At 71.8% G+C, this 25,195-nt stretch carries 21 protein-coding genes; 9 read left to right on the top strand and 12 right to left on the bottom strand.

All coding sequences use genetic code 11. The features are described from left to right. Nucleotides 1-18: 18 nt before the first annotated feature. The 6 genes from HD597_RS06420 to HD597_RS06395 form a co-directional block, all read right to left on the bottom strand. Nucleotides 19-2,592 (bottom strand): PEP/pyruvate-binding domain-containing protein, encoded by a 2,574-nt coding sequence (locus HD597_RS06420; protein WP_253740799.1) that lies wholly within the window; start codon nucleotides 2,590-2,592, stop codon nucleotides 19-21. 76 nt (nucleotides 2,593-2,668) lie between these two features. Then, nucleotides 2,669-3,589 carry an alkaline phosphatase family protein gene (locus tag HD597_RS06415; RefSeq protein WP_253740798.1) on the bottom strand — a complete coding sequence of 307 codons (921 nt, stop codon included), beginning with the start codon at nucleotides 3,587-3,589 and terminating at the stop codon, nucleotides 2,669-2,671. Between the two features lie 138 nt (nucleotides 3,590-3,727). Then, entirely contained in the window at nucleotides 3,728-4,501 is a 774-nt protein-coding gene (locus tag HD597_RS06410; protein ID WP_253740797.1) for a sugar phosphate isomerase/epimerase family protein, read from the bottom strand. Between the two features lie 255 nt (nucleotides 4,502-4,756). Next, entirely contained in the window at nucleotides 4,757-5,749 is a 993-nt protein-coding gene (locus tag HD597_RS06405) for a LacI family DNA-binding transcriptional regulator (RefSeq protein WP_253740796.1), read from the bottom strand. A gap of 370 nt (nucleotides 5,750-6,119) precedes the next feature. After that, nucleotides 6,120-7,409 carry a hypothetical protein gene (locus HD597_RS06400; RefSeq protein WP_253740795.1) on the bottom strand — a complete coding sequence of 430 codons (1,290 nt, stop codon included), beginning with the start codon at nucleotides 7,407-7,409 and terminating at the stop codon, nucleotides 6,120-6,122. A 110-nt stretch (nucleotides 7,410-7,519) separates the two neighbouring features. Further along, nucleotides 7,520-8,095 (bottom strand): TetR family transcriptional regulator, encoded by a 576-nt coding sequence (locus HD597_RS06395; RefSeq protein WP_276082842.1) that lies wholly within the window; start codon nucleotides 8,093-8,095, stop codon nucleotides 7,520-7,522. Between the two features lie 74 nt (nucleotides 8,096-8,169). Between HD597_RS06395 and HD597_RS06390 the strand changes: the two genes are divergently transcribed. Next, nucleotides 8,170-8,901 (top strand): SDR family NAD(P)-dependent oxidoreductase, encoded by a 732-nt coding sequence (locus HD597_RS06390; RefSeq protein WP_253740793.1) that lies wholly within the window; start codon nucleotides 8,170-8,172, stop codon nucleotides 8,899-8,901. A gap of 7 nt (nucleotides 8,902-8,908) precedes the next feature. Here the strand turns inward: HD597_RS06390 and HD597_RS06385 are convergent, their stop codons facing one another. Then, nucleotides 8,909-10,441, bottom strand: coding sequence for an LCP family protein (locus HD597_RS06385; protein ID WP_253740792.1), 1,533 nt, complete (start codon nucleotides 10,439-10,441; stop codon nucleotides 8,909-8,911). A 206-nt stretch (nucleotides 10,442-10,647) separates the two neighbouring features. On the opposite strand from HD597_RS06385, the gene HD597_RS06380 reads away from it, so the two are divergent. The 4 genes from HD597_RS06380 to HD597_RS06365 all read left to right on the top strand — a co-directional run bounded on the left by HD597_RS06380 (nucleotide 10,648) and on the right by HD597_RS06365 (nucleotide 15,166). After that, nucleotides 10,648-11,376, top strand: a complete 729-nt coding sequence (locus tag HD597_RS06380; RefSeq protein ID WP_253740791.1) for a hypothetical protein — start codon at nucleotides 10,648-10,650, stop codon at nucleotides 11,374-11,376. Nucleotides 11,377-11,437: 61 nt separating this feature from the next. Continuing rightward, nucleotides 11,438-12,601 carry a thiolase family protein gene (locus HD597_RS06375; protein WP_253759255.1) on the top strand — a complete coding sequence of 388 codons (1,164 nt, stop codon included), beginning with the start codon at nucleotides 11,438-11,440 and terminating at the stop codon, nucleotides 12,599-12,601. After that, entirely contained in the window at nucleotides 12,598-14,685 is a 2,088-nt protein-coding gene (locus HD597_RS06370; RefSeq protein ID WP_253740790.1) for a 3-hydroxyacyl-CoA dehydrogenase NAD-binding domain-containing protein, read from the top strand. The genes HD597_RS06375 and HD597_RS06370 overlap by 4 nt, the downstream gene beginning before the upstream one ends. Nucleotides 14,686-14,782: 97 nt before the next feature. Then, a complete protein-coding gene (locus HD597_RS06365; protein ID WP_253740789.1) occupies nucleotides 14,783-15,166 on the top strand; it encodes an SSI family serine proteinase inhibitor in 384 nt (127 codons plus the stop codon). A gap of 14 nt (nucleotides 15,167-15,180) precedes the next feature. Here HD597_RS06365 and HD597_RS06360 read toward each other — a convergent pair whose 3' ends face one another. Continuing rightward, nucleotides 15,181-16,653: an amino acid permease gene (locus tag HD597_RS06360; RefSeq protein ID WP_253740788.1), complete on the bottom strand. Its 1,473-nt coding sequence runs from the start codon at nucleotides 16,651-16,653 to the stop codon at nucleotides 15,181-15,183. Nucleotides 16,654-16,755: 102 nt separating this feature from the next. Between HD597_RS06360 and HD597_RS06355 the strand changes: the two genes are divergently transcribed. Next, a complete protein-coding gene (locus HD597_RS06355) occupies nucleotides 16,756-17,391 on the top strand; it encodes a DedA family protein (RefSeq protein WP_253740787.1) in 636 nt (211 codons plus the stop codon). Here HD597_RS06355 and dxs read toward each other — a convergent pair. Next, a complete protein-coding gene (gene dxs, locus HD597_RS06350) occupies nucleotides 17,339-19,219 on the bottom strand; it encodes a 1-deoxy-D-xylulose-5-phosphate synthase (protein ID WP_253759253.1) in 1,881 nt (626 codons plus the stop codon). The two genes, HD597_RS06355 and dxs, sit on opposite strands and share 53 nt — an antisense overlap. A gap of 133 nt (nucleotides 19,220-19,352) precedes the next feature. Here dxs and HD597_RS06345 point away from each other — a divergent pair, with 133 nt between their 5' ends. From HD597_RS06345 to HD597_RS06335, 3 genes are read left to right on the top strand one after another with little or no spacing between them, the layout of a single operon-like run. Continuing rightward, nucleotides 19,353-20,240 (top strand): neutral zinc metallopeptidase, encoded by an 888-nt coding sequence (locus tag HD597_RS06345; RefSeq protein WP_253740786.1) that lies wholly within the window; start codon nucleotides 19,353-19,355, stop codon nucleotides 20,238-20,240. Nucleotides 20,241-20,294: 54 nt separating this feature from the next. Next, nucleotides 20,295-21,101, top strand: a complete 807-nt coding sequence (locus HD597_RS06340; RefSeq protein WP_253740785.1) for a neutral zinc metallopeptidase — start codon at nucleotides 20,295-20,297, stop codon at nucleotides 21,099-21,101. Nucleotides 21,102-21,137: 36 nt separating this feature from the next. Then, a complete protein-coding gene (locus HD597_RS06335) occupies nucleotides 21,138-21,887 on the top strand; it encodes a neutral zinc metallopeptidase (protein ID WP_253740784.1) in 750 nt (249 codons plus the stop codon). Nucleotides 21,888-21,893: 6 nt separating this feature from the next. Here the strand turns inward: HD597_RS06335 and HD597_RS06330 are convergent, their stop codons facing one another. Genes HD597_RS06330 through HD597_RS06320 form a run of 3 tightly spaced genes read right to left on the bottom strand, consistent with a single transcriptional unit; the run spans nucleotide 21,894 to nucleotide 25,158 of the window. Further along, a complete protein-coding gene (locus HD597_RS06330; RefSeq protein ID WP_253740783.1) occupies nucleotides 21,894-23,099 on the bottom strand; it encodes an ROK family transcriptional regulator in 1,206 nt (401 codons plus the stop codon). A gap of 35 nt (nucleotides 23,100-23,134) precedes the next feature. After that, on the bottom strand, nucleotides 23,135-24,397 hold the full coding sequence (locus tag HD597_RS06325; protein WP_253740782.1) for a sugar ABC transporter permease: 1,263 nt from the start codon (nucleotides 24,395-24,397) through the stop codon (nucleotides 23,135-23,137). After that, nucleotides 24,394-25,158 carry an ATP-binding cassette domain-containing protein gene (locus HD597_RS06320; RefSeq protein ID WP_253740781.1) on the bottom strand — a complete coding sequence of 255 codons (765 nt, stop codon included), beginning with the start codon at nucleotides 25,156-25,158 and terminating at the stop codon, nucleotides 24,394-24,396. Before HD597_RS06320 ends, HD597_RS06325 begins: the two co-directional genes overlap by 4 nt. Nucleotides 25,159-25,195 lie beyond the last annotated feature (37 nt).

Raw genomic sequence — 25,195 nt, 5'->3', positions numbered from 1 at the left:
CTGACATATGGCGATTTGTCAGGATTTTTCGAGGATTGTCACCGTTCCGGCGGCGCCGTTCACCGTGATCTGCTGCCCCGAGGTGATGCGGTGGGTGGCGTCGGGCACGCCGACGACGGCGGGGATGCCGTACTCCCTGGCCACCACCGCGCCGTGCGACATCGCGCCGCCCATCTCCATCACCAGGCCGCCCGCCGTCAGGAACAGCGGCGTCCAGCCCGGGTCCGTGGAGGGGCAGACGAGGATCTCGCCCGGCTCCAGGTGGGCGCCGATCGGGTCGAGCACCACCCTGGCCACGCCCGTGACCGTGCCGGGCGAGGCGGCGCTGCCCGTGAGGGCGCCCTCCGCGGCGGGCTCCTGGAGGGCCTCGGGCTCGGTGCCGTCGGAGAGCAGCACCCGGGGGACGTGCCTGCGGCGCCGCTCCTGCTCGTACGTGGCCCGCCGCCCGGCCACCAGCTCCCGCAGGTCGCCGCCCGCCAGCGCGGCCCTGGTCTCCCTCAGGTCCAGGAAGAACACATCCGCCGCCGCGTCCAGCACGCCCAGGCCCACCAGGTGCTCCCCCACCACGAGCAGGCTGCGCCGGACCGCCGCAAGCGTCTTGACCAGGTAGAACTTGGGCAGCTCGCGCAGCCCGGCGTACCGGCGCGTGCGTCCGAGCCCGAAGCGCACCACGGCGGCCCGCCACCGGCCCCCGCGCCGGGCCCTGGCCGCCACGTGCGCCATGGTCGCGCGGGCCTGCCTCGCCCCGTCGGCGAACTGCTCGGAGGGGGACAGCTTCTGGTCCATGCGCAGGTAGTTGGCCAGCACGCCGAGGATGTGGCCGGGCTCCTCCGACCATCGCGGCACGCCCAGGTCGATCTCGGCGATGCCGCGGTGACCGTACCGGCCGAGGAACGCGGCGATCTCGCGCTGAGCGATCGGCGGGAGCCCGCCCTGGCGATAGCGGGCGACCAGCTCCGGCACGGACAGCTCCCTGAACGGCTCCGGCTCGATGCGGGTGGACAGCTCCCACAACTCCAGGTCCATCTCGGTGGTCGGGTTGTGCGGCAGGCTGCGCAGCACGTCGCTCATCTCGGGCACGGGCACGCCGGAGAGCCTGGAGGCCAGCGCGAACAGGCCGTAGCCGGTGATGACGGTCGGCATGATCGAGATGATCAGGGGGAAGGTGCCGGCCAGGACGCGTTCGGCGTGGTCCAGGCGCTGCTCCGGAGTCGCGGAGGCGGGCACCCTGAGCCTGCCGTCCAGCGCCTCGCCGAGCCGGACCGTGGCGGCCACGGCCTGGTCCGGCCTGGTGAGCGCCGTCAGGATGCGGCGCGGCAGGCGGAGGTTGCCGGCGAACCTGACGAGTCCGCGCAGGAAGGGCCGCATGGACGTGTGCGCCGGAGTCAGGCGCGGGTCCTCGAAGAGCCGTTCCATGACGCCCACGGCGCGGGCCTCGCCCAGCGTCAGCACGCGCGGGAGGATGGCGCGGCCGGGGCGGCTGCGTACGGCGGTGGTGAGGTCGAGCCAGAGCCGCTCCCCCGAGACCGTCACGAATCCGGCCCCGCCGAGGAGGTCGGCGGGCCGGTGACCGGCCAGGCCCGCGCCGCCCGCGCTGATCACCCGGAACGCCGACTGCCCCATCGGCGTCAGCGGCCCCATGACGCCCTGCACGACGTTGACCGAGAAGTACACCCGCAGGCCCGGCCTGGCGTGCTCGGGCAGCGGGTAGAGCGTGGTGATCGGCCTGGCCTGGGTGAGCCAGAGCGTGCCGTCGTGGTCGATGGCCCATTCGGTGTCCTGGGGCGCGCCGTAGTGGGCCTCGACGCGGGCGCCGAGGGCGGCGAGCTCGCGCACCTCGCCGTCGATCAGGCAGAGCCCCTGCCCGTCGGTCTCGACGCGTTCGGTGCCGCCGCCGGGCAGGGAGCGGATGGCCAGCCGCTTGTCGCCCGCGTGGCGTTCGAGGATGCGGCCGTCGTGGACGCGGAAGCGGTCGGGGTTCACCGCGCCGGAGACCACGGCCTCGCCGAGACCGGGGCTCGCGTCGATCACGCTCTCTCGCCGCCTGCCCGTCACCGGGTTGGCGGTGAACATCACGCCCGCCACCCTGGCGTCCACCATCACCTGGACGACCACGGCGAGCCGGACGGCGGCGTGGTCGATGCCGTTCGACTCGCGGTAGGCGACGGCGCGGTCGGTCCAGAGCGAGGCCCAGCACCGGCGTACGGCCTGGACCACCTCCTGCGCGCCCACCACGTTCAGGAACGTGTCCTGCTGCCCGGCGAAGCTGGCGAACGGCAGGTCCTCGGCGGTGGCGGAGGAGCGCACGGCCACGGGCACGTCGTCACCGAGCGCCTCGTACGCCCGCACGATCGCCTCGTGCACGGCGTCCGGCACCGGCGCCTCCATGAGGTGCCGCCTGGCCCGCTCCGCCAAGCCTTCCCCCTCGACGCGCAGGCCCTGCGCGACCTGCCGGTACGCGTCCGTGGTGAGCACCCAGCCCGGGGGCACCGGCAGGCCCGCCCTGGTGAGCTCGCCGAGGTTGGCCGCCTTGCCACCCACTTCGGCGAGCATGCCCGCGTCGATCTCGGAGAAGTCCAGGGCCGTCTTCATCGCGCGTACTCCTGCCGTTCAGCGTCCTGTCATCCCAGTGTTCCGCGTTCCGGCCAAGAATTCAACACTTGATGAATCAGAGGTCCAGCGGGACGCCGTCCAGGCCCCAGGCGGGGTCGACGGGCACGCCGAGGGCGGCCAGCGCGGTGGGCCCCACGTCCACCAGCCGGGGGGCCGCGAGCGGGCGCCCTCCCAGGTCCTCGCCCAGGCGCGCGGCGATGACGAAGACCGTGCGCTCCTCGTCCGAGGTGCCGCCGTGCCCGCCCTCGTCCACGTGGCCGTGGTCGGTCGTGACCAGCACCGTCCAGCGCTCGTCCGCGTACGAGGGGCGGGCGCGGATCGTGTCGAGGAGGCGGCCGAGGTAGGCGTCCTGGGCCTGGAGGGCGGCGGCGTACTCGGGGCAGTGCGGGCCGAGGTCGTGGGCCACCTCGTCGGTGTCGCCGAGGTAGACGAAGCTCGCGTCCGGGCCCTGCCCGGCCAGGTGACGCTCGGCGGCCTCGGCGACCTGCTTGTCCGCGGCGGCCCAGCCGACGGCGTACCCGTCGAGCACGAACCGGTGATCGATCGCCGGGCCGAACGCGCCGTGCTCGGCCAGGGCCGCCCAGCAGAAGAACGCGGAGGTGGTCAGGCCGGGGCGGGAGCTCTTGGCACGCGTCAGAAAGTCCGGATATTTCTGGAACTGCGGGCTTCCGAAGCCGTTGTCCACGACGCCGTGCTTGTCCGGCCAGACCCCGGTGGCGATCGACGACCAGCCGGGGCCGGAGTCGGTACGCGACCTGATCACCCGGCCGCCGTCGCCCGACTCGGGGGTCTTGGGGACGACCTCGCCCGGGGACTCCGTACGGGGTGTCCCGGCTTCGCCGTAGGGGAGCCTGCTGGTGCCGTACGCGCCGGTGGACATCAGGCCGGCCAGGACGGGAGCGTCCAGGGCGAGCAGCCGGTCGAACCTCAGCCCGTCCATGCCGACGACGAGCACCTTGCTTTTAGATGCGGACATCCCCCCATCTAAGCGGTGAAACCGCCGCAAAGCGCGATCCGCCACACGCCACACGCGGCTCGCCGCCGTCACGGGGCGCAGCACCGCACGCGACTCGGGACCATCACGAGGCAAGGCACCACGCGCGGCTCGGGAGCGTCACGAGCCGAAGCGCCGCACCCACTCGGCGGCGCCGGGCAGGATCTCCTCGACCGGGGCCACCTGGGGATACCACGTGCGCTCCCACTCCAGCGACACCCACCCGCCGAACCCGGCCGCCCGCAGCAACTCCCCCGCCTCGTCCAGCGGCACCGAGCCCGTCCACATGGGGACAGGGGTGGTGTCCTGCGCCGAGACCGCGTCCTTGACCTGCACGTAGTCCAGGTACGGCGCCAGCGCCGCCAGCGTCCGCGCCGGCGGCTCGCCGTGCCGCCAGGGGTGCAGCAGGTCCCAGAGGGCACCGGCGGTCCCGGGACAATCGGCCTCGGCGAGCAGCGCGGCCACGGCCTCGCCGGTCGCCATGCGGTCGTGCGTCTCGACGAGCACGCGGCGGCCGAGGTCGCCGGCCGTACCGGAGACGGCTTTGAGGCGGCGGGCGCCGGTGGCGACGTCGTCACCGCGCGGGAACACCCGCACCCCGGGCGCGCCGAGGTCGGCGGCGAGCCGCAGATCGGCGAGGAGCGCCTCGATGACCGGTTCGTCCGGGCCCGGCTCGCAGATGCCGGTATAGCCGGCGAGGGCCGAGATCTCCAGGCCGGCCTGCTCGATCCGCTCCCGCACCGAGCCGCGTTCCGCCGCGTCCAGGCCGGCGTGCACGCCGGTGTCCGGGTGCAGCCGCAGCTCCAGCCCCTGGCAACCGTGCCCCGTCGCGATCTCGATCGCCCTGTCCAGCCCTTCGCCGGGCATCCCCAGCGTGCTGACCGCCAGTTTCACGCCATCCTCCACATCACGTCGTCAGGGTTTCCGCTCGCTCATGCCGGTCCCGCCGCCCGGCTCCCGGCGGCGCCGGCCATGGGCACCATGCGGCCGATGGACGAGCTCGACGGAGCGGGCCTGCGCCCCACGCGACCGACGGACGGCACGCGGCACCCCGGCGGCAGGCGCCACGCGGCCGGCGGCGGCACGCGGCACCGGCGCAGCGGACATGGAATTCCGCGGCCCGGGCGGGCGGCGGGCCGGGCGGAGGGGTCACGCCATTCTCCGGACGCTCTCCCGCAGCACGACCTCGCCGGCGACCTTCTCGACCACGATCGGGTCGTCCTCGTTCAGCGCCAGCTCCAGCGCTCGTGCCCCCATGTCCTTCAGCGGCAGCCGGACGGTCGTCAGCGCGGGCACATGATCACGCAGAGTGACGATGTCGTCGAAACCGGCCACCGAGACGTCCTCCGGCACCCTGACCCCGCGCTCCCGGTAGGCCGCCAGGGCGCCGACAGCCATCACGTCGTTGACGGCGAACACGCAGGTCGCGTCCCCCACCTGCTGGGCGGCCGCGTAGCCGCCGTCGCGGTCGAACGGGCCGTGGATCACCTGAGGGGCGGGCAGCCCGAGCTCGTCGAGGGCCTCGGCGAAGCCGGCGCACCGGTCGGCTGCCGTCACCAGGTGCGGCGGGCCTGCGAGGACCGCGAACTTCGTGTGGCCGAGCCCCGCCAGCGCCCTGGCCAGCTCGGCGGCGCCTTCCCTGTTGGCGGGTGCGACGGTGTCGACGCCGAGGAGGTCCTGGCCGACGCAGGCCGCCCGGCCGCCGCCCGCCTGGTAGCGGGCCAGCTCCTCGCGCAGGCGCTTCGTCACGCCCTGGTCGGCGACGCGGGAGCCGACCAGCAGGACGGCTCGCACGCGCTGGGCGTGCAACGTGGCCAGGTACGCGATCTCCTGCTCCGGGTCGCGATGCGTGGTGCCCACCATGACCAGCAGGCCCTCGGTGGCCGCCGCCCGCATCGCCCCGTCGGCCAGGGCCGCGAAGTAGGGGTCGGTGAGGTCGTGCACGACGATGCCGATGACGTTGCTCGCCCCGCGGGCCAGCGTCTGGGCGGCGATGTTGGCCCGGTAGCCGAGCTCGTCCGCGGCCCGCTCGACGCGTGCCCGCAAGGCGGCGCCCACCTGGCGGGTGCTGCCGTTGAGCACCCGCGAGGCGGTCGCGAGCGAGACGCCCGCCTGCTTGGCGACGTCTTCAAGCGTGACCACGAGACCTCCCGGAAAGCGGTTTCCAAGTCTGCCAGACCGGCACCTGGATCCGCATCCTGCCACGCCCACGGCTCCTGGGGACAGAACGCCCCGTCCAGGAGGGACGCTCCCCGCGCCAGCGCCGGCCAAGCGCCGCCGGCGCTGCATGCCGGCGGGCCACCTTGGGCGAAACTACGACGCTCGACGTCGATGCACCGACGCACGGACGGGCCCCTGCGCGGTGCAGCCCCGCGCGCCGGCCCCGCCCCGGCGCATGGCCGGGCGGGCCGGGGGCGAACAAGTCAGGCGAGGGCCGGGCGATGAGCCAGGCAGGGGCCGCCGGACGGCCAGAGGCCGGAGGCAGGGGGTCAGAGGGTCAGGGAGTCAGGGGTCAGGCCCAGGGGAACAGGATGTCGAGCAGGCCCTTGCGCTCCTCCTGCGTCGGCGTGGGGGCCGGCGCGTGGGTCGTGGCCGGAGGCTGGGTGGACGGCGTCGAGTCACCCGTGTCGTCCGTGCTGTCCTGCTGCTTGTTCGTCCCGGACGACGAGTCGCCGCCCCCGTCGTCCTGCCCCCGCGAGTCCGCCGTGTCGTTCATCGTGCCCTGCGGCTCACGGGTGGGCTTGCGGGTCGGCTCGGCGGTGGTCCTGTCGCGCGTGGCCGTCGGGCTCGGCTCGGCCTCGCGCGTGGGGCGGGACTGCTCCCGCGCCGGGGTCGGGATTGCGGACTCGGGCTCGGTCGGCTCGTCGGTGACCGAATCGGTGGGGTCGGGGGTTTCCTCCGTCGCCTCCTCGACCGGCGTGTCCTCCGGCGCGGCGGACTCGGACGGCGAGGTCACCTCGCCCGCGCTGGCGCACTGGACGCCCGCGCAGGGGTCGTCGGAGGAGGTGCCCGTGAGCATCCAGCCGGCGCCCACGCCGACCAGCACCACCGCCACGGCCGCCACGAGCAGCACCCTGGTACGGCGCCGCACCTCCCCCTCACCTCCGGACGGGCGCCCGTCGTGGGAGTCGCCGGAGTCGTCGGTCCAGCCCGAGCCCAGGAAGCCGCGCTTGGGGCGGTCCTCCTCCAGGTCGTCGTCGCGGGCGTAGCTGCGGTCCAGCGGGAGGTAGGGGTTGTCGTCGCCGTCCTGCACCCGGTGCGGCCCGCTGTGGTCGGCGAGGTCGGCGAGGTCGTCGTAGGTGGCGCCGGTCCGGGCGTCGCGAGCCCCGCTCAGCTCGTCGTAGGCGCCGGCCCGCGTGTCGTGCGGCCCGCTCAGCTCGTCGTAAGCGGCGGCCCGCGTGTCGTGCGGCCCGCTCAGCTCGTCGTACGACGCACCGCCCGGCACGTCACGCGCCCCGCCCAGCTCGTCATAGGCGGCGCCGCCGGAGCCGTAGGAGCCGGCCGCGCCCAGCACGTCGTGGGGCCCGCTCTGGCCACCGAGCTCGTAGGAGGAGCCGCCGAGTGGCGGGGCGGGGTCGTCGAGCACGTCACGCGGGGTCTCACCGATCAGCTGCGGCTCGCCGGTCAGCGCGCCCCTGTCGGGCGGCAGGATGTAGGTCTCGTTGCCGACGACCTGGATGGCGGGCTGCTCGTCGGTGTCGTCGGTGCTCCACCGCGGAGAGAGCACGTCACCCGTCATCTCCGGGTTTAACGACTTACCCTGCCCGCCCTCGTATGGCCTGTCGTTCTCGTCGCGTGCCACGGTGGAACCTCTCTTGTACGAATAGTAACCGCGCCCCTTCCTACCACTACTTGTCCGGAAATTTCACTTGTTTCCCTAAAATCACTCTGAGTAACAATCGCACCAGAGTGTCACCGACCGAGCACTCCCGCGAGCAATTCGTCGAGTGCCGACTTCACCCGCTCGACCGCCACCCCGCACTCCCTGATCCGGTGGGCGAGCAGCGGCGCGGCGAGCGGCGCCAGCAGCGCGTCGGCCAGGCAGGAGGCGTCGGCCTCGGGCCGCTCCAGCCCGATCAGCATGACCAGGTGCGCGTGATAGGCGCCGTACGCGCCGCCGAAGCGCGCCATCGGCCCCGCCGTCTCCGCCATCAGCAGCAGGTCGAGCTGCTCAAGGATCCGGTCCGTCAGCGCCCGCAGGAACGCCCGCGCCCGCTCGGCCGGCTCCGCCCCCGGCCCGAGCGGCGGCGGCCCCTCGATGAACGCCGCCTGGAACTTCCGCTCCCGCGCGTCGATCAACGCGTAGGCCAGCCCGGAACGATCGCCGAAGCGCCGGTAGAGCGTGCCGACCCCGACACCGGCCGCGGCGGCCACCTCGGCCATGGACAGGCCCTGCACCCCGCGCGCGGCCACGATGGCCTCGGCCGCGGCGAGGATCTTGGCGCGGTTGCGGGCCGCGTCGGTGCGCTCGCGTCTCACGATCACCATCCTTGCACCGCTTGTATCCGGAATGCATTCCGCTTAGTTTGAAACGGAATGCATTCCGGATAGGGGGAGTCAGCATGACAAGAAGAGTCGCCCTGGTGACGGGCGGGAGCAGGGGCATCGGCGCGGCCGTCGCGCGCCGGCTGGCGGGTGACGGGTTCGACGTGGCGATCACGTACCGGAGCGCGGGCGACCGGGCCGCCGGCGTGGCCAAGGAGGTCGAGGCGGCGGGCGGGCGCGCGCTCGCCGTGCGGGCCGAGGCCGCCGACCCCGACGCGCTCGTGGCGGCGGTCGAGCGGACGGTGCGCGAGCTGGGCCGGCTCGACGTGCTGGTGAGCAACGCGGGCATCGCGCCGTACGGGCCGCTGGAGGAGGTGACGCGGGCCGAGGTGGACGACGTGTTGGCCGTGCACGCGCGGGCCTCGTTCGTGCTGGCCCAGGCGGCGGCCCGGCACATGGAGGCGGGCGCGCGCATCGTGCTGATCGGCAGCAGCCTGGCCGAGCGGGTGCCGTCCGCGGGGTGGACGGCGTACGCGATGAGCAAGTCCGCGCTGATCGGCCTGGCCAAGGGGCTGGCCAGGGATCTGGGCCCGCGCGGCATCACCGCGAACGTGATCAACCCCGGCTCCACCGACACCGACATGAACCCGGCCACCGGTCCCGAGGCCGGGGAGGAGCGGCGGCTCACCGCGCTGGGCCGCTACTGCGACCCCGAGGAGGTCGCAGCCGCCGTGTCCTACCTCGCGGGAGAGGGCGGCCGGGCCGTCACGGGCGCGTCGATCGCCGTGGACGCGGGCGTGACGGCCTGAGCGCCGGTCACTTGCACGGGTCGGTGTTGCTGTCGACCACCTTGTCCTTGAGCGCGTCCGGGATCGCCGACTGCACCCGCACCCCTGGCCAGTCCTTGCCGATGACGAGCTGGATGACCGGCCCGTCGGGCGCCTGCGCGGGCGGCGTCTTCAGCGCGTACGGCTGCGACGTGACGGCCTTGACCTTACCCTGAACGGGCGTGCGCTTGTCCTTGGACAGCCGCGCCGCCACCGCGTCACCGTAGGCGGGCCCGTCCTGGGCGTCCTTCTTGGCGTACCGGATCGTGGTGGTGTCGGTGGTCGCGGCGTTGCCCACCTGCGTCACCACGAACCCCTGGGCGGCCATCGCGTCCGCCACCTGCAGGGCCTTGCCCTGCTCGCCGGTGCCGTTGAGCACCTGCAGGCGCACCTGCTCGTGCTCGATCTTGGGCGCGCTGGACTTGCCGGGGGACGGGCTGGTCCTGATGTCGGTGTCGTTGCGCACGGCCTCGAAGAAGTCGCGCGCCGCCGGCTGGGCGAACTGCACCCTCGCCTTGTCCTCCGGGTACGCCTCCACCGGCACCGTGATGCCCTTGAGCTCCTTGGCGGTCAGGCCGCTGACGCTCCTGGCGATCTCCAGCATGCGGTCGAGGCCGAGGCCGTCGTCCACGGTGACGGCCTGGGTGGCGGCCCGCAGGAAGGCGTCGAGCTTGCCGGGGTCGGTGAGCAGGCCGCCGCTGGTGACCTTCTCCATCACCTGGGTGAGGAAGATCTGCTGGCGCTCGATCCGGCCGAGGTCGCTGCCGTCGCCCAGGGAGTACCTGGTCCGCACGTACCCCAGCGCCTGCTCGCCGTTGACCACGTGCCTGCCGGCGGGGAGCACGAACTTGGCCTCTTTGTCGTTGACGGCCTTGGGCAGGCAGATCTCGATGCCTTCGAGGGCGTCGATGATGCCCTTGAAGCCGGTGAAGTCGACCTTCACGAAGTGGTCGATCTTGATGTTGGTGAGGGATTCGAGTGTCTTGATCGTGCAGTTGATGCCGCCGTCGTTGAAGGCCGAGTTGATCTGGCGCAGGCCGCCGGGCAGCACGGCACCGTTCCTGCCCTCGCAGTCGGGCACCACGACCATCGAGTCGCGCGGGAAGCTGATCATGGTGGCGGAGTCCCGGTTGGGGGCGATGTGCAGGACCATGATCGTGTCGGTGCGCTCCCCCGCCCCCACGGTCGTGGCGCCGTACTTCTTGTTGTTGCCCTCGCGGGAGTCGGAGCCGACGAGCAGCACGTTGAGCGCGCCGGTGTCGGGCGGGCGGCTCGCGCCGGTGTCGATGGGCACGCGCGGGATGCGGTTGTCCAGGAAGCGGTAGTAGCCGTACGCGCCGAGCGCGGCGGCCACCAGCACCAGCGTCAGCACCACGCTCACCCAGCCGAGCGGCGTCAGCGGGTTGCGCGAGGGTGTGGAGCGGCGCTTGCGCGAGGCAGGCGGAGGCTGCGTGAGGGGCTGAGAGTCGGGCAGCGGGGCGACGCGCCGCCCTGGGCCGCCCTCGTTCCGCCGTTCCCTCACGCGGTCCACCCCTTGCGCCATGATCGCGAAGCATAGCTACAAACTGGTATACGCAAGATAAGTACTGTCATCTCGGCTTGTTCGCCTGTTCATCATCAGCGAGACGATGGCCTCACGGATAGTCCCCTCTCACCCCGATCGAGGGCTCCATCCAATGCGCGGGAATCCGGAGCGTCGCGACGCACGGTGACGCCATCATGACGGTCATGCTGTTGACCGAGATGGCCCCTCCCCCGGGCGCCCAGGAGCTGGCCGGGCTGCGTGCCAGGGCGAGGGCGGCCCGGCGTGGCGCGCTCGTGGCGCTCACCGCCTCGATCGCGCTGCTGACGAGCGTGCAGTTGCTCGCCGACCGGGCCACGACCAGGGAGCAGACGCTGCCGCTGGCCGTACTGTCCCTGGCGCTCTTCGCCGCCGCCCTGCCCGTGATGGCGATCACCCAGTACGTCTGGGGCGCCCGCGCCCGCCAGGTCCGCCGCCGGGAGCGGGAGCTGTACGCGGCGGCCCGCTCCGGCAGGGCGCGCCCGCTGACCCGGATGGCCGTGGCCGCCTGCTGGGCGGTGACGCTGCTGCTCGGCTGGACCGTTCCGCGCTTCTTCCGCGAGGCCGCGCTGCACGCTTTCGCCGGCACCCTGAGCTGGGCCGTCGAGGCGCTGTCGGTGATCAGCGTCGCGGCGGGGGTGTTGTTCCTCCTGTGGTGGGCACGGGACGCGGTGGGGATGCTGGCGCGTGCCCTGCGCTCGGGCGGATCACCTGGCGATCCATGGGACCCCGGCGGCGGCACGCGCCACAGGGAGGGCGCGGCGCTCTGGACGGCCGCGGCCGTGGCGGTCGCGGCCCTGCTCGGAGCCCGCGCCCACCTGTGGGAGCCGGCGACGGGCGTCGTCTACGCGTTGCTCACCGCCGCCCTCGTCTGCGGGGTAGTTACTGACGAGTAGCATGGGCACGGAACCCCTTTCAGCAACGAGGAGCGAATCCGTGCCTTCCTCTCGTGACGTCGTGTTCGTCGACGGCGTACGCACGCCTTTCGGCAGGTCAGGGCCGAAGGGACTGTACGCGGAGACCCGCGCGGACGACCTGGTCGTCCGCGTCATCCGCGAGCTCGTCCGGCGTAACCCCAACCTGCCGCCCGAGCGCGTGGACGAGGTGGCCATCGCCGCGACCACGCAGATCGGCGACCAGGGCCTGACCATCGGCCGCTCGGCCGCCGTGCTGGCCGGGCTGCCCAAGACCGTGCCCGGCTACGCCATCGACCGGATGTGCGCGGGCGCGATGACCGCGGTCACCACGGTCGCGGGCGGCATCGCGTTCGGCGCGTACGACGTCGCCATCGCCGGCGGCGTCGAGCACATGGGCCGCCACCCGATGGGCGAGGGCGTCGACCCGAACCCGCGTTTCCTGTCGGAGAAGCTGGTCGACCCGAGCGCGCTGGTCATGGGCATGACGGCGGAGAACCTGCACGACCGCTACCCGACGATCAGCAAGCAGCGCGCCGACGCGTACGCGGTGCTCTCGCAGGAGAAGGCCGCCAAGGCCTACGCCGACGGCAAGATCCAGCCCGACCTGGTGCCGACCGCGATCAGGACGGCGGAGAAGGGCTGGGGCCTGGCCGTCGAGGACGAGGCGCCCAGGCCGGGCACCACGATGGAGGGGCTGAGCGGGCTCAAGACGCCGTTCCGCCCGCACGGCCACGTCACGGCGGGCAACTCCTCCGGCATCAACGACGGCGCCACCGGCTGCGTCGTGGCCGCCGCGGAGGTCGCCGAGGAGCTGGGCCTGGCACCGAAGATGCGCCTGGTGTCGTACGCCTTCGCGGGCGTGGACCCCGAGGTCATGGGCGTCGGCCCGATCCCGTCCACCGAGAAGGCCCTGCGCCTGGCGGGCCTCGGCATCTCCGACATCGGGCTGTTCGAGATCAACGAGGCGTTCGCCGTGCAGGTGCTGGCGTTCCTGGAGCACTTCGGCCTCGCCGACGACGACGCCCGCGTCAACGCCTACGGCGGCGCCATCGCCTACGGGCACCCGCTCGCCTCCTCCGGCGTGCGGCTGATGACGCAGCTCGCCCGGCAGTTCGGCGAGCGTCCCGACGTGCGTTACGGCATCACCACGATGTGCGTCGGCATGGGCATGGGCGGCACCGTGATCTGGGAGAACCTGGCATGAGCAACATCGAGACCTGGCGCGCGCTGCTGAGCGAGCGCAACACGGACGAGGTCGTCACCAAGGCGCTGGTGCGCGACGTGCAGCTCCCCCACGGGGCGGGCACGATGGCGCTGATCACGCTGGACAACGGCTTCGACCACACCAAGCCCAACACGTTCGGGCCGCACGGCCTGTTCGCGCTGAACGGGGCGCTGTCGGAGATCGCCGCGCGCACCGACCTGGCCGCGGTGGGCGTGACCGGCAAGCCGTTCATCTTCGCCGTCGGCGCCGACCTCAAGGGCGCGGCCTCCGTGACCTCGCGCGAGGAGGCGCTGGCCATCGGCGCGCTCGGCCACCACGTCTTCCGCAGGCTGGGCGAGCTGCCGGTCCCGTCGTTCGCGTTCGTCAACGGCGCGGCCATGGGCGGCGGGCTGGAGATCGCGCTGCACTGCACGTACCGGACCATCTCGTCGGGCGTGCCCGCGGTGGCGCTGCCGGAGTGCTTCCTCGGCCTGGTGCCGGGCTGGGGCGGCACGCAGTTGCTGCCGCGCCTGATCGGCCCGGCGAACGCGGTCAAGCTCATCATCGAGAACCCGCTGTCCAACAACCGCATGATCAAGGGCAGGGACGCGTACGAGCTGGGCGTCGCCGACGCGATGTTCGAGCCCGCCGACTTCCTGGAGGAGTCGCTGCGCTGGGCCGCCCGCGTGGTCAACGGCGAGGTCGCCGTGGCGCGCGAGGAGCACGACGGCTGGGACAAGGCCGTCGCCGACGCCCGCTTCCTGGTGGACATGAAGCTGCGCGGCGCCACGCCGGCCCCGTACCGGGCGCTGGACCTGATCGCGCAGGCCGAGACCGCCACCCGCGACGAGGGCTTCGCGGCCGAGGACGAGGCGCTCGCCGACCTGCTCATGGGCGACGAGCTGCGGGCCGGGCTCTACTCCTTCGACCTGGTGCAGCGCCGCGCCAAGCGGCCCGCGGGCGCGCCGGACAAGTCGCTGGCCCGCAAGGTCACCAAGGTCGGCGTGGTGGGCGCGGGCCTGATGGCCTCGCAGATGGCGCTGCTGTTCGCGCGCCGCCTGGAGGTGCCGGTCGTGCTCACCGACCTCGACCGGGCCCGGCTGGACAAGGGCGTCGGGTACGTGCACGCCGAGGCGGACAAACTGCTCGCCAAGGGCCGCGTGTCGCAGGACCAGGCCAACCGGCTCAAGGCGCTGGTGACCGGCTCGCTGACCAAGGACGCCTTCGCCGACGCCGACTTCGTGATCGAGGCCGTGTTCGAGGACATGGCGGTCAAGAAGCAGGTGTTCGCCGAGGTCGAGGCCGTGGTCTCGGCGGAGTGCGTGCTGGCCACCAACACCTCCTCGCTCTCGCTCACCGAGATGGGCTCGGGCCTGGCCCGCCCCGAGCGGCTGGTCGGGTTCCACTTCTTCAACCCGGTCGCCGTCATGCCGCTGCTGGAGGTCATCAGGGGCGCCTCGACCGACGACGCCACGCTGGCCACGGCGTTCGCGGTGGGCAGGTCGCTGAAGAAGTCGTCGGTGCTGGTCAAGGACGCTCCGGCGTTCGTGGTCAACCGGCTGCTGACCTGCTTCATGGGCGAGGTCGTGGCGGCCGTGGACGAGGGCACGCCGCTGGAGACGGCCGAGCACGCGCTCGACGGGCTCGGGCTGCCGATGACGCCGTTCGCGCTGCTGCAGCTCGTCGGCCCGGCGGTCGGCCTGCACGTGGCCGAGACGCTGCACGAGGCGTTCCCCGACCGCTTCGGCGTCTCGGAGAACATGGCGAAGCTGGTCGAGTCGGGCAAGCCCGGCGTCTACCGGCCGGACTTCACGCTCGACCCCGAGGCGGTGGCCCTGTTCGAGGGCGGCGCCTCCCCGTCCACCGCCGAGCAGGTGCGCGAGCGCGTGCTGAAGGCGCTGGCCAGGGAGATCCGGATCATGCTGGAGGAGGGCGTGGTGGCCGCGCCGCAGGACATCGACCTGTGCATGATCCTGGGCGCCGGCTGGCCGTTCCACCTGGGCGGCATCACGCCGTACCTGGACAGGTCGGGCATCGCGCAGCCGCGTTTCCTCGCATCCGGCGTGGCGTCCGTCCCCGCCTGACTTTGCGCACTCTTTGAGGAGGTCCTGACCGGACCTCCTCACCTGCGCACGCACTCCGTCGTAGCCTTTGGTGCCGTCCTACGAACGGAGAGTAACCATGATGAAGGCAGCCGGCGCCCTCGCGCTCTGCGCCGCCCTCCTGGCGGGCGCCTCCTCGCCCGCCCAGGCCGCGCCGCCCCCGAAGGCCAAGCTCAAGATCGTTGACGGGATGAAGGGCGGGCCGGTGAAGTCGGTCTGGCTCCACTGCGCGCCCGCCGGCGGCACCCACCCCGAGGCGCAGGCCGCCTGCCGCCTGCTGCGGCAGGTGAAGGGCGAGCCGTCACAGCTCAACGTCAGCCCGAAGGCCTCGTGCACCCAGGAGATCAAGCCGCACGCGGTCGCCATCGCGGGCACCTGGTACGGCAGGAGCGTGCGCTGGGCGAAGTTCTTCGCCAACGAATGCCAGATGCGGGCCATGACCGGCTCCGTCACCGCCCTCTGAGCATCCCCGTGCGGTCAGCGGCGGGCCTTCTGCCGGGAGAAGGCCTGCCTGCTGTTCCAGTAGCCGAAGCCGAAGTAGACGACCAGGCCGATGAGCATCCAGACGAGGAAGCGCAGCCACGTCTGCGCCGGCAGGTTCAGCATCAGGTAGAGGCAGGCCAGCACGGACACGATCGGCAGGAACGGCACCAGCGGCGCCTTGAACACCCGTGGCAGGTCGGGCCGCGTCCGCCGCAGGACGACCACCCCGATCGAGACGACCACGAACGCGAACAGCGTGCCGATGTTGACCAGCTCGGCCAGCTCCCCGAACGACACGAACCCGGCCAGCACCATCGTCACGAGCCCGATCAGCACGGTCAGCCTGGCCGGCGTGCCGTAGTGCGGGTCGACCTTCGCCAGCCAGCGCGGCAGCAGCCCGTCGCGGCCCATCGCGAACAGCACACGGGTCTGGCCCAGCAGCAGCACGAGCACCACGGTCGTCAGGCCCGCGATCGCGCCCACGCTGATGATCGTCGCCAGCCAGGCGTGTCCCACCGAGATGAAGGCGTCGGAGAGCGGGGCGGCCGTGCTCAGCTCGCTGTAGCGCTGCATGCCGACGACCACCAGGGAGACGGCGACGTACAGGACGGTGCAGATGGCCAGCGAGCCGATGATGCCGCGCGGCACGTCGCGCTGCGGGTTGATCGTCTCCTCGGCGGCGGTGGCCACGATGTCGAAGCCGATGAAGGCGAAGAACACGATCGCCGCGGCGGAGAAGATGCCGATCACGCCGAAGGCCACCGGCGTGATGCCGAAGATGAGCTGGATGAGCGGCGCCTTCAGCCCCTCCACCCGCGCCGTGGACGTCGCCTCGGGGATGAACGGCGTGTAGTTGGCGGCCTTGACGAAGAACAGCCCCGCCACGATGACCAGCAGCACCACCGCGATCTTGGTGATCACCAGGACCAGGTTCACCCGCGAGGACACCTTGATCCCCGCCACCAGGACCGAGGTGAGCAGCAGCACGATGAGGATGGCGGGCACGTTCACCACCGGATCCTCACCGGCGATGGAGGCGGGCAGCTCCATGCCGATGGAGGCCAGCAGGGAGGCGAAGTACCCCGACCAGCCGGCCGCCACCACGGCTGCGGCCAGCGCCAGCTCCAGGAACAGGTCCCAGCCGATGATCCAGGCGGGGAACTCGCCCAGCGTGGCGAAGGAGAAGGTGTAGGCCGAGCCCGCGACCGGGATCGTGGAGGCGAACTCGGCGTAGCACAGCGCCGCGAGCCCGCACACGATGCCCGCCACGACGAACGAGACCGCCACCGCCGGGCCCGCCATCTCCTTGGCCACCTGACCCGTGAGCACGAAGATCCCGGTGCCGACGATCACGCCGATGCCGAAGACCGTCAGGTCCGTGGCGGTCAGGCGTTTGCGGAGCTGGTGCTCGGGCGCTTCGGTGTCGCGGATCGACTGCTCGACGCTCTTCGTGCGAAAGATGTCCACGCTCGGTGATCCTTCCCACGCCAGGAGTGATCATGCCCGGATCAGGGTGGGATCGGGGACGATCCCGGTGGTGTCGCGCGATCCGGGTAGCAGGCTGAGGCTATGCTCAACGATCTGCTCGACGCCCTGGCCGGGCAAGACCTCGAAGTGGTGCTACCACTGTTGCTGGTCTTCCTGACGCTGGACGCCTCGGTCGGGATCGGCCTCGTCACGCCGGGCGACGGGCTGCTGCTCGTGGCGGGCGCCACGGCCGACAGCGCGGGCGAGGCGCTGGCCCTGATCGGGGCGGGCCTGGTGGCCTGCTTCGCGGGCGCCTCGGGCGGTCACTGGCTCGGCCGGCGCTACGGCTCGCGGCTGCGGCACGGCAGGCTGGGGCGGCGCGTCGGGGAGCGCCGGTGGGCGAGCGCGGAGCGGTTGTTCGAGCGCAACGGGTGGGCGCTGGCGCTGGCGTACTTCCTGCCGGTGCTGCACGCGCTGACGCCGGCCGTGGCGGGCACGGTGGGCATGCCGTACCGCAGGTTCATGCCGTGGGCGATGCTGGGCAGCGCCGCCTGGGTGAGCACGTACGTGACGCTCGGCGCGCTGGCCGGAGAGGTGGCGCGGCGGCACGCGGAGTGGCTGCTGCCGGTCGTGGCCGCGGCGGTGGTCGTCGTGATCGGGATCACCGCCGCGGCCCGCAGGGTCGTCAGCGGCGGGCGGGCTCCACGGAGGAGGTCCGCTTCGCGACCGCCTCGGTGATCTGGCGGGCGAGGTCCTGGCCGGTCAGGCCGACCTTGCCGAGGATCGCGGCCCGCTTGGCGTGGTCGAGGAACTGCTGCGGGATGCCGAAGGTGCGTACGGGCACGTCGACGTCGCCGTCGCGCAGCAGCCGGGCCACGGCGTCGCCCACGCCGCCGACGCGGCCGTTGTCCTCCACGACCGCGACCAGCTTGTGGGCGCTCGCGGCCAGCACCAGCGCCTCGTCCAGCGGCTTGACCCAGCGCGGGTCCACGACGGTGGCCGAGATGCCCTGCGCGTCGAGCAGGACGGCCGCGTCCATGCAGACCTGGGCCATCGGGCCCACGCCGACCAGCAGCACGCCCGGATCGCCGTCGGCGGCCCGCAGAACGTCCATCTCGCCCAGCTTGCCGACCGGCTCGATCGCCTCGGCGACCGGGCCCTTGGGGAAGCGCAGCACGGTGGGGCCGTCGGTGACCGCCACGGCCTCGCCCAGCAGCTCCGTGAGGCGGTCTCCGTCGCGCGGCACCGCGATCCGCAGCCCAGGCACGACCTGGAGGATCGACAGGTCCCACATGCCGTTGTGGCTGGCGCCGTCGTCGCCCGTGACGCCCGCCCGGTCGAGCACCACGGTGACCGGCAGGCGGTGCAGGGCGACGTCCATGAGGAGCTGGTCGAAGGCGCGGTTGAGGAAGGTGGCGTAGACGGCCACGACCGGGTGCAGGCCGCCCAGCGCGAGCCCGGCGGCGCTGGTCAGCGCGTGCTGCTCGGCGATGCCGACGTCGTAGATGCGCTCGGGGTAGGCCTCGGCGAAGGCGTTGAGGCCGGTCGGGTGGAGCATCGCGGCGGTGATCGCGACGAGGTCCTCGCGCTCCTTGCCGAGCCGGACGAGCTCCTCGCTGAAGACGTTGGTCCAGATGCGGCCCTTGGGCTTCTCCGCGCCGGTGGCCCGGTCGAAGGCGCCGGGCGAGTGGAACTGGTCCTCGTCGTGGTTCTCCGCCGGGGTGTAGCCGCGGCCCTTCTGGGTGAGGGCGTGCACGATGACCGGGCCGCGGAAGTCGCGGGCCTGGCGCAGCGCCGCCTCCATGGCCTGCTCGTCGTGGCCGTCGATGGGGCCGACGTACTTGAGGCCGAGGTCCTCGAACATCACCTGCGGCGACAGGACGTCCTTGACACCCTTCTTGAAGCCGTGCAGCGCGTCGTACAGGACGGGAACGTTCCCGATCTTGTCCTTGACGAAGTCGAGCATGTCCTCGTAGCGGCGGTTGACCCGCAGCGAGGACAGATGGGAGGCCAGGCCGCCGATCGTCGGCGAGTAGGAGCGGCCGTTGTCGTTGACCACGATGACGAGCGGCAGGTCCTTGAACGCCGCGATGTTGTTGAGCGCCTCCCAGGCCATGCCGCCGGTCAGCGCGCCGTCGCCGATGATCGCGACGGCCGTGCGGTCGTGCTCGCGGCGCAGCTTGAACGCCTTGGCCAGGCCGTCGGCGTAGGACAGCGCGGTCGAGGCATGGGAGTTCTCGACGAAGTCGTGCTCGGACTCGGCCTGGCTCGGGTAACCCGACAGGCCGCCCTCCTGCTTGAGCGCGGCGAAGCCGGCCGCCCTGCCGGTGAGGATCTTGTGCACGTACGCCTGGTGACCGGTGTCCCAGATCACGGGGTCGTGCGGCGAGTCGAAGACGCGGTGCACCGCGATGGTGAGCTCCACCACACCGAGGTTGGGGCCGAGGTGACCGCCGAACCTGGCGCACGAGTCGACGAGCACGTCGCGGATCTCCCCCGCCAGCCGCGGCAACTCCTCGACACTGAGCCGTTTGACGTCCTGCGGTCCCTTGATCGAGCCCAGCAACCCGCTCACGGATGCGTCTCCCCTCTGCTCTTTTGCGCCGATCCCCCCGAGTCTAGTTCGCGAAGGCCCCACTGACTCCATCGAGTCAAATCCACCCACATATGTCCGATCTTGACCTAGTCTTTCGGTACCTATGAACTCCGTCCCCAAAAGCAGACTCCTGACCCTCGTGGCCGCCGTGCTGGCACTCGTCCTCGCCGCGGCCGCCCTGGTGATGGTGCTGGCGGACGTGGCCACGACGTCCACGGACCCCGTCAACGAGGCCCAGCAGTACGCCTCGCCGCCCGCGAAGGTCTCCAGAGAGAAGACGGGGACGGGCCTGGCGTCCAGGAAGCTGGCCGTGGCCAACCCCCTGTACAAGACCGGGCGGCTCACCGACGTGAACTGCTCGCCCGGCGACCTGCCCGCCGGGAGCATGGTGGCCTACCGGCGCTTCCTGACGCGTGTGACGGCCTGCCTGAACAAGGCGTGGGGGGCGCAGTTCCGCAAGGCGGGCATGCCCTTCAGCAAGCCGCGGCTGCGGATCATCACCAGCAAGGTCAGGACGCCCTGCGGAGCCTGGAACACCGGGGCGGACGGGGTCTACTGCTCCACCGACCGCACGATGTACCTGATGATCAGCAAGGCGCAGCTGCGCAACCCGTTCCCGCTGGGGATCACCCGGCTGGTCGCCCACGAGTACGGCCATCACGTCCAGCAGGTCTCCGGGGTGTGGAGTTACTACTGGACCGCGCGCAGCACCGCCGGCAAGGCCAAGCGGCTGCAGTTGTCGCGCAATTCCGAGTTGCAGGCCGAGTGCTTCTCCGCGGTCTTCATGAGCACGATGAAGGGCACGCCTCTGGTCACTCAGGATGACTGGGCGTACACGGTGAACTGGTTCAAGAAGAACGGCGCCAGGGGCTGGCCGCAGAACGACCACGGAAGGGGCCCCACGCAGGCGTCCTGGATGACCCGCGGGTTCGATCGCGGCGCTCCCGGCGCGTGCAACACCTGGGCCGCAAATCCGCGAAATGTCACCTGATGGCTCTTTAGTCCCGCTTTACCTGGAACTCCCTCTTTAATAGGGTGCGTTCCCATGCGTATCCCTCGATTGGCGCTCATGGCGGGCGCTATGGCCGGCGTGCTGTTCGCCGGCACGGCCCCCGCGGCCGCCTCTTCGGCCCCGTCGTACAAGCCGGTCCTGACGAAGAACGCCCTCTACAAGACGGGCAAGCTGGGCGTGACGGCGTGCGAGGAGCCGCAGGTCCAGAACGGGACGGTCGAAGAGGCCGAGTACTACTTCCAGGCCGTGATGGACTGCCTGAGCAAGGCGTGGTCCCCCATGGTCAAGAAGGCGGGCTACCGCTTCAGCGCGCCGAAGCTCACCGTGGTGACCAAGGAGGGCACGAAGATCGGGAATTGCGGGCGGTTCCCGTGGGGCGCCCAGGCGGTCTACTGCCCCAAGGAAAAGTCGATGTACTTCCTGCTGAGCGACAACGTGATCGAGGAGCCGACGGACCTCGCGCTGATGCAGACGCTCGCTCACGAATACGGCCACCACGTCCAGCAGCTCACCGGCATCCTCAAGGCCACCGACGTGATCATGCGTAAGGACAGCAAGTCGCGTGCGCTGGAGGCTCTGCGCCGCTCCGAGCTGCAGGCCCAGTGCCTGAGCGCGGCGTTCGTCGGCCGCGTGTGGAACTCGCTCGGCCGCGCCGACACCGACTGGAGCATCCTGCTCAAGGGACACCACAACGCGGTCGCCGCCCTGGGCGCCCGCAGTGGCTCCGAGGAGACCCACGGCAGCCACGCCAGCAACAAGCTGTGGCTGGAGAGGGGCTTCAAGGCCCAGTCGGCCAGCGCCTGCAACACCTTCAGCGCACCCAAGAGCAAGGTGCACTAAGGCAAAACCGCACAAGAAGGTCTAAGATCCGCGATCGTGCGCATTCCCCTCACGGCGTTCGCCGTGTGCATGGTCGCGGGTCTCCTCGTTCCCGCACCGGCCGCCGCGGCGGGACGGGTCGGCCAGGCCGGCCTGATGGGCGCGATGGGCGGCGAGGTGGTGCCGCAGAAGTGCGCGGTCCCGGCGATCCGCGTGGGGAGCGTGGCCTCGCTCAGGTCCTTCCACCAGGCGATGGCCGCCTGCGCCGACACGTTCTGGGCGGGCAGGTTCGCCGCGGCGGGGCTGCCGTACAGCTCGCCCGAGGTGACGATCACCACGGGCGGCGACTCGGTGTGCGGGGCGATCACCAGCAGCGGGGCGCAGTACTGCCCCGACCACCGGACGATCGTCATCCGGATCATGAAGCATGACCTGCGGGACCCGTTCAGGATGAACATCGCGCACTCGGTCGCGCACGAGTGGGGTCATCACGTGCAGCAGCTCATCGGGGTGCTGACCGCGCAGGCCGCACTGTACGAGCCGGCCCCGGAGGGGGCGCGCAGGCTGCTGAGCCACCGGCTGGAGATGCAGGCCGAGTGCTTCGCCGGGGTGTTCTACAGCGCGACGCTGAAGTCGATCAGGCCGGGGATCTCGTGGCAGGACTGGCTGTCGGCGGTGCGCAACGCCGACGAGAGCGACGTCCACGGCAAGCCGCGCAACCTGGCGCGCTGGCAGGACCGTGGGTACCGGGGCGGGGCCGCGGGGTTCTGCAACACGTGGACGGCGAGCAAGAACAAGATCACCTGAGCGGGGTCAGGCGTTGGCGCGGGCCAGGACTTCCAAGGGGTCGGACAACACGTGGGCGAAGGCCAGCTCGGCGGCGCCCACCAGGGTCGCGGCGTCCCCGAGCGCCGAGGTGCGCAGCCGTACGCGCTCCCGCTGGGGCGCCATGGCGTGCAGCGTGAGCTGCGAGCGGACCTGGGCGGCCGAGCCCAGGTAGATCTCCCGCAACATCCCCCCGAAGATCACCATCTCGGGGTTGAAGATGTTGACCAGGTTCGCGACGCCGAGGCCCAGCCAGTCGCCGACGCGGCTGAGCCCTTCCTGGGCCACGATGTCTCCGCGGTCGGCCGCGTCCACGACGGCGCGCACCGCGTCGCGGCCCTGGTGACCGGCCGAGACCCGGCCCGCCGACTCCAGCAGGGCCCGCTCCCCCACCTCCGCCTCCAGGCAGCCGTGCGAGCCGCAGGCGCAGGCGCGCCCGCCCGGGTTGACCACCATGTGGCCGACCTCACCACCGTAGCCGTCGTGGCCGCCGAGCAGGTGTCCCGCGGCGATGATGCCGCCGCCGATGCCGACGTCCCCGTGCAAGTAGATGAGGTCGCGTACGGCGACGCCGACACCGCGGCTGTGCTCGGCCAGGGCGGCCAGGTTGGCGTCGTTGCCCACGCTGACGGGCAGGCCGAGGCCGAGCCGACGGCCCAGCTCCTCGCCGAACGGCACCTCCTCGGCCTTCAGGTTGGGCCCGAACGTGACCACGCCGTCGGCCTTGCGCACGCCGCCGGACACGGCCGCGGCAGCGCCGACGCAGACCGTGTCGTCCCTGGTCTTGCGGCGCATCTGCCGGGCGAACCCGGCCAGCGTGCCGGTCAGCTCGTCCACCTCGAACCGGCCGCGGTCGCGTACGGTCTCGCGCCGGTCGAGTATCACCCCGCCCAGCCCGACGCGGGCGACCGCCAGCCGGTCGGGGCCCACGTCGAAGGCGAAGACGTAGACCCGCGCCGACTCCGGGCGCACCACGAGCGAGGGCCGGCCCGCGCGGCCCGTCTCGCGCGGCAGCTCCTCGCGTACCAGGCCCGCGGCGGTGAGATCCGACGTCAGGGCCATGATCGTGCTGCGGTTGAGCCCCATCCTCGAGGTCAGCTCGGCGCGCGAGATCGGCCCGCCCAGGTGGACATGGCGAAGCAGCGCGCCGAGGTTGTGGCGCCTGATGTCCTCTTGGGAGGGGCCGGCACGCATCGTCTGGGGTTCCTTCAGGGGCTGTGAGTCGCTGATCACCTTAGACCAGCGGCAGCCGCCCGCTTGCGCGCCAGGGCGTCGACACCCGCGGCGAGCAGCAGGACGGAACCCGTGACCAGGTACTTCACGCTCGCCCCGTACCCCATCAGACCCATGCCGTTCTCGATCACGGCCACCACGGCGCCGCCGAGCACGGCGTCGAGCACCCTGCCCTTGCCGCCGAAGAGGCTGGTGCCGCCGATGACCGCCGCGCCGACCGCGTACAGCAGGACGGAGCTGCCGCCCGTGTTCGGGTCGACGGAGCTGGCCCGCGAGGCGGCCACGATGCCGCCGACGGCGGCCATCGAGGAGCAGATCACGAAGGCGCTGATCTTGATCCGGTCCACCGGGATGCCGGCTCGCCTGGCCGCCTCGGTGTTGCCGCCGACCGCGTACAGATGACGGCCGAACCCGGTGCGGCGCAGCACCAGCGTCCACGCGACGAGCAGCACCAGGATCACCGGCACCACGATCGGCACGCCGGTGAGCGAGACCAGCGCGGGGTTGCGGCTGCGCTCCAGGTTGAGCGCGGCGACCGCGAGGCCGGCGAACAGCGCCAGCATGCCGACGCGGAAGGCGATCAGCGAGAGCGGGTCGGCGACCAGGCCGCGCTTGGTGCGGTTCCTGGCCCTCCTGAGCTGCACGGCGGCGAAGATCGCCACGCAGAGCAGGTAGAGCGCCCAGCCGAGCCACGGCGGCAGGTTCCTGTTGGCGATGGCGACGACGACGCTGTCGCGGATGGAGATGTTCGTGCCCTCGTCCACCAGCACCAGCACCAGGCCCTGGAAGGCGAGGAAGGCGGCCAGCGTGACCACGAACGACGGGATGCCGACCTTGGCGACCAGCGTGCCGAGCACGGTGCCGATGATCACGCCGGTGAGGATGGCGGCCGCCATGCAGACGTACCAGGGCAGGCCCGCGCTGGTCAGCGTGACGGCGAGGACGGCCGCGCAGACGCCGCTGGCGAAGCCGGCCGACAGGTCGATCTCGCCGAGCAGCAGCACGAACACCAGGCCCATCGCGATGAGCGTGACGGCGGCGCCCTGCGTGAACAGGTTGGCGAAGTTGATCGCGGTGACGAAGGAGGGCCGGGCCACGGCGAAGACCACGCAGAGCACGACCAGGCCGAGCACGGCGGGCAGCGCGCCCATGTCGCCGCCGCGCACCCGCTGGACGTAGGCGAGGAAGCTGTTCTTGATCGAGGGTGCCTGCGCCGCGGCGACGATGGCCTCGCCGGGCAGTTCCTTGACCTTGTTCATGGGGTGACCCCGTTCTTGAGGCCCAGTTCGCCGCTGCGGCCGGAAGTGATCAGTTCGACGACCTGCGCGTGCGTCACGTCGGCGGTCTTGACCTGGGCGGCCATCCTGCCGAGGTAGAGCGCCGCGATCCGGTCGGAGACGGCGAACACGTCGTTCATGTTGTGCGAGATGAGCACCACGGCCAAACCGGTGTCGGCGAGCCTGCGCACCAGCTCCAGCACCTGCGCGGTCTGGGCCACGCCCAGCGCCGCGGTGGGCTCGTCGAGGATGACGACCTTGCTGTTCCACAGCACGGCCTTGGCGATGGCCACGGTCTGCCGCTGCCCGCCGGACAGGCTGGAGACCTGCTGCCTGATGGATTTCACCGTGCGGACGGACAGGCCGCTGAGGGTCTTCTCCGCCAGCTCCTCCATGCTGTCCTCGTCGAGGAAGACGCCGTTCTTGCGCTCCCTGCCGAGGAACATGTTCTGGACGATGTCGAGGTTGTCGCACAGGGCGAGGTCCTGGTAGACGATCTCGATGCCCAGCTCGCCCGCGTCGCGGGGGCTGTGCACGTGGACCTCTTTGCCGTCGAAGAGCAGCTGGCCCGAGTCGATCGGGTAGATGCCGCCGATGCACTTGACCAGCGTGGACTTGCCGGCGCCGTTGTCGCCGACGAGGGCGGTGACCTCACCGGGGTACGCGGAGAGCTCGACGTTGTGCAGGACCTTCACCGGGCCGAAGCTCTTGTCGATCCCACGCACTTCAAGGAGGGGGGTCATGGGGCTCCCTAAAACGAGGGCACGGCCCCCGCTCGTG

It is taken from the genome of Nonomuraea thailandensis (genome assembly GCF_024172165.1).
Taxonomy (GTDB): domain Bacteria; phylum Actinomycetota; class Actinomycetes; order Streptosporangiales; family Streptosporangiaceae; genus Nonomuraea; species Nonomuraea thailandensis.
The sequence above is the reverse complement of the archived record's forward strand: the minus strand, read 5'-3'. Positions and strand labels throughout refer to the sequence as shown.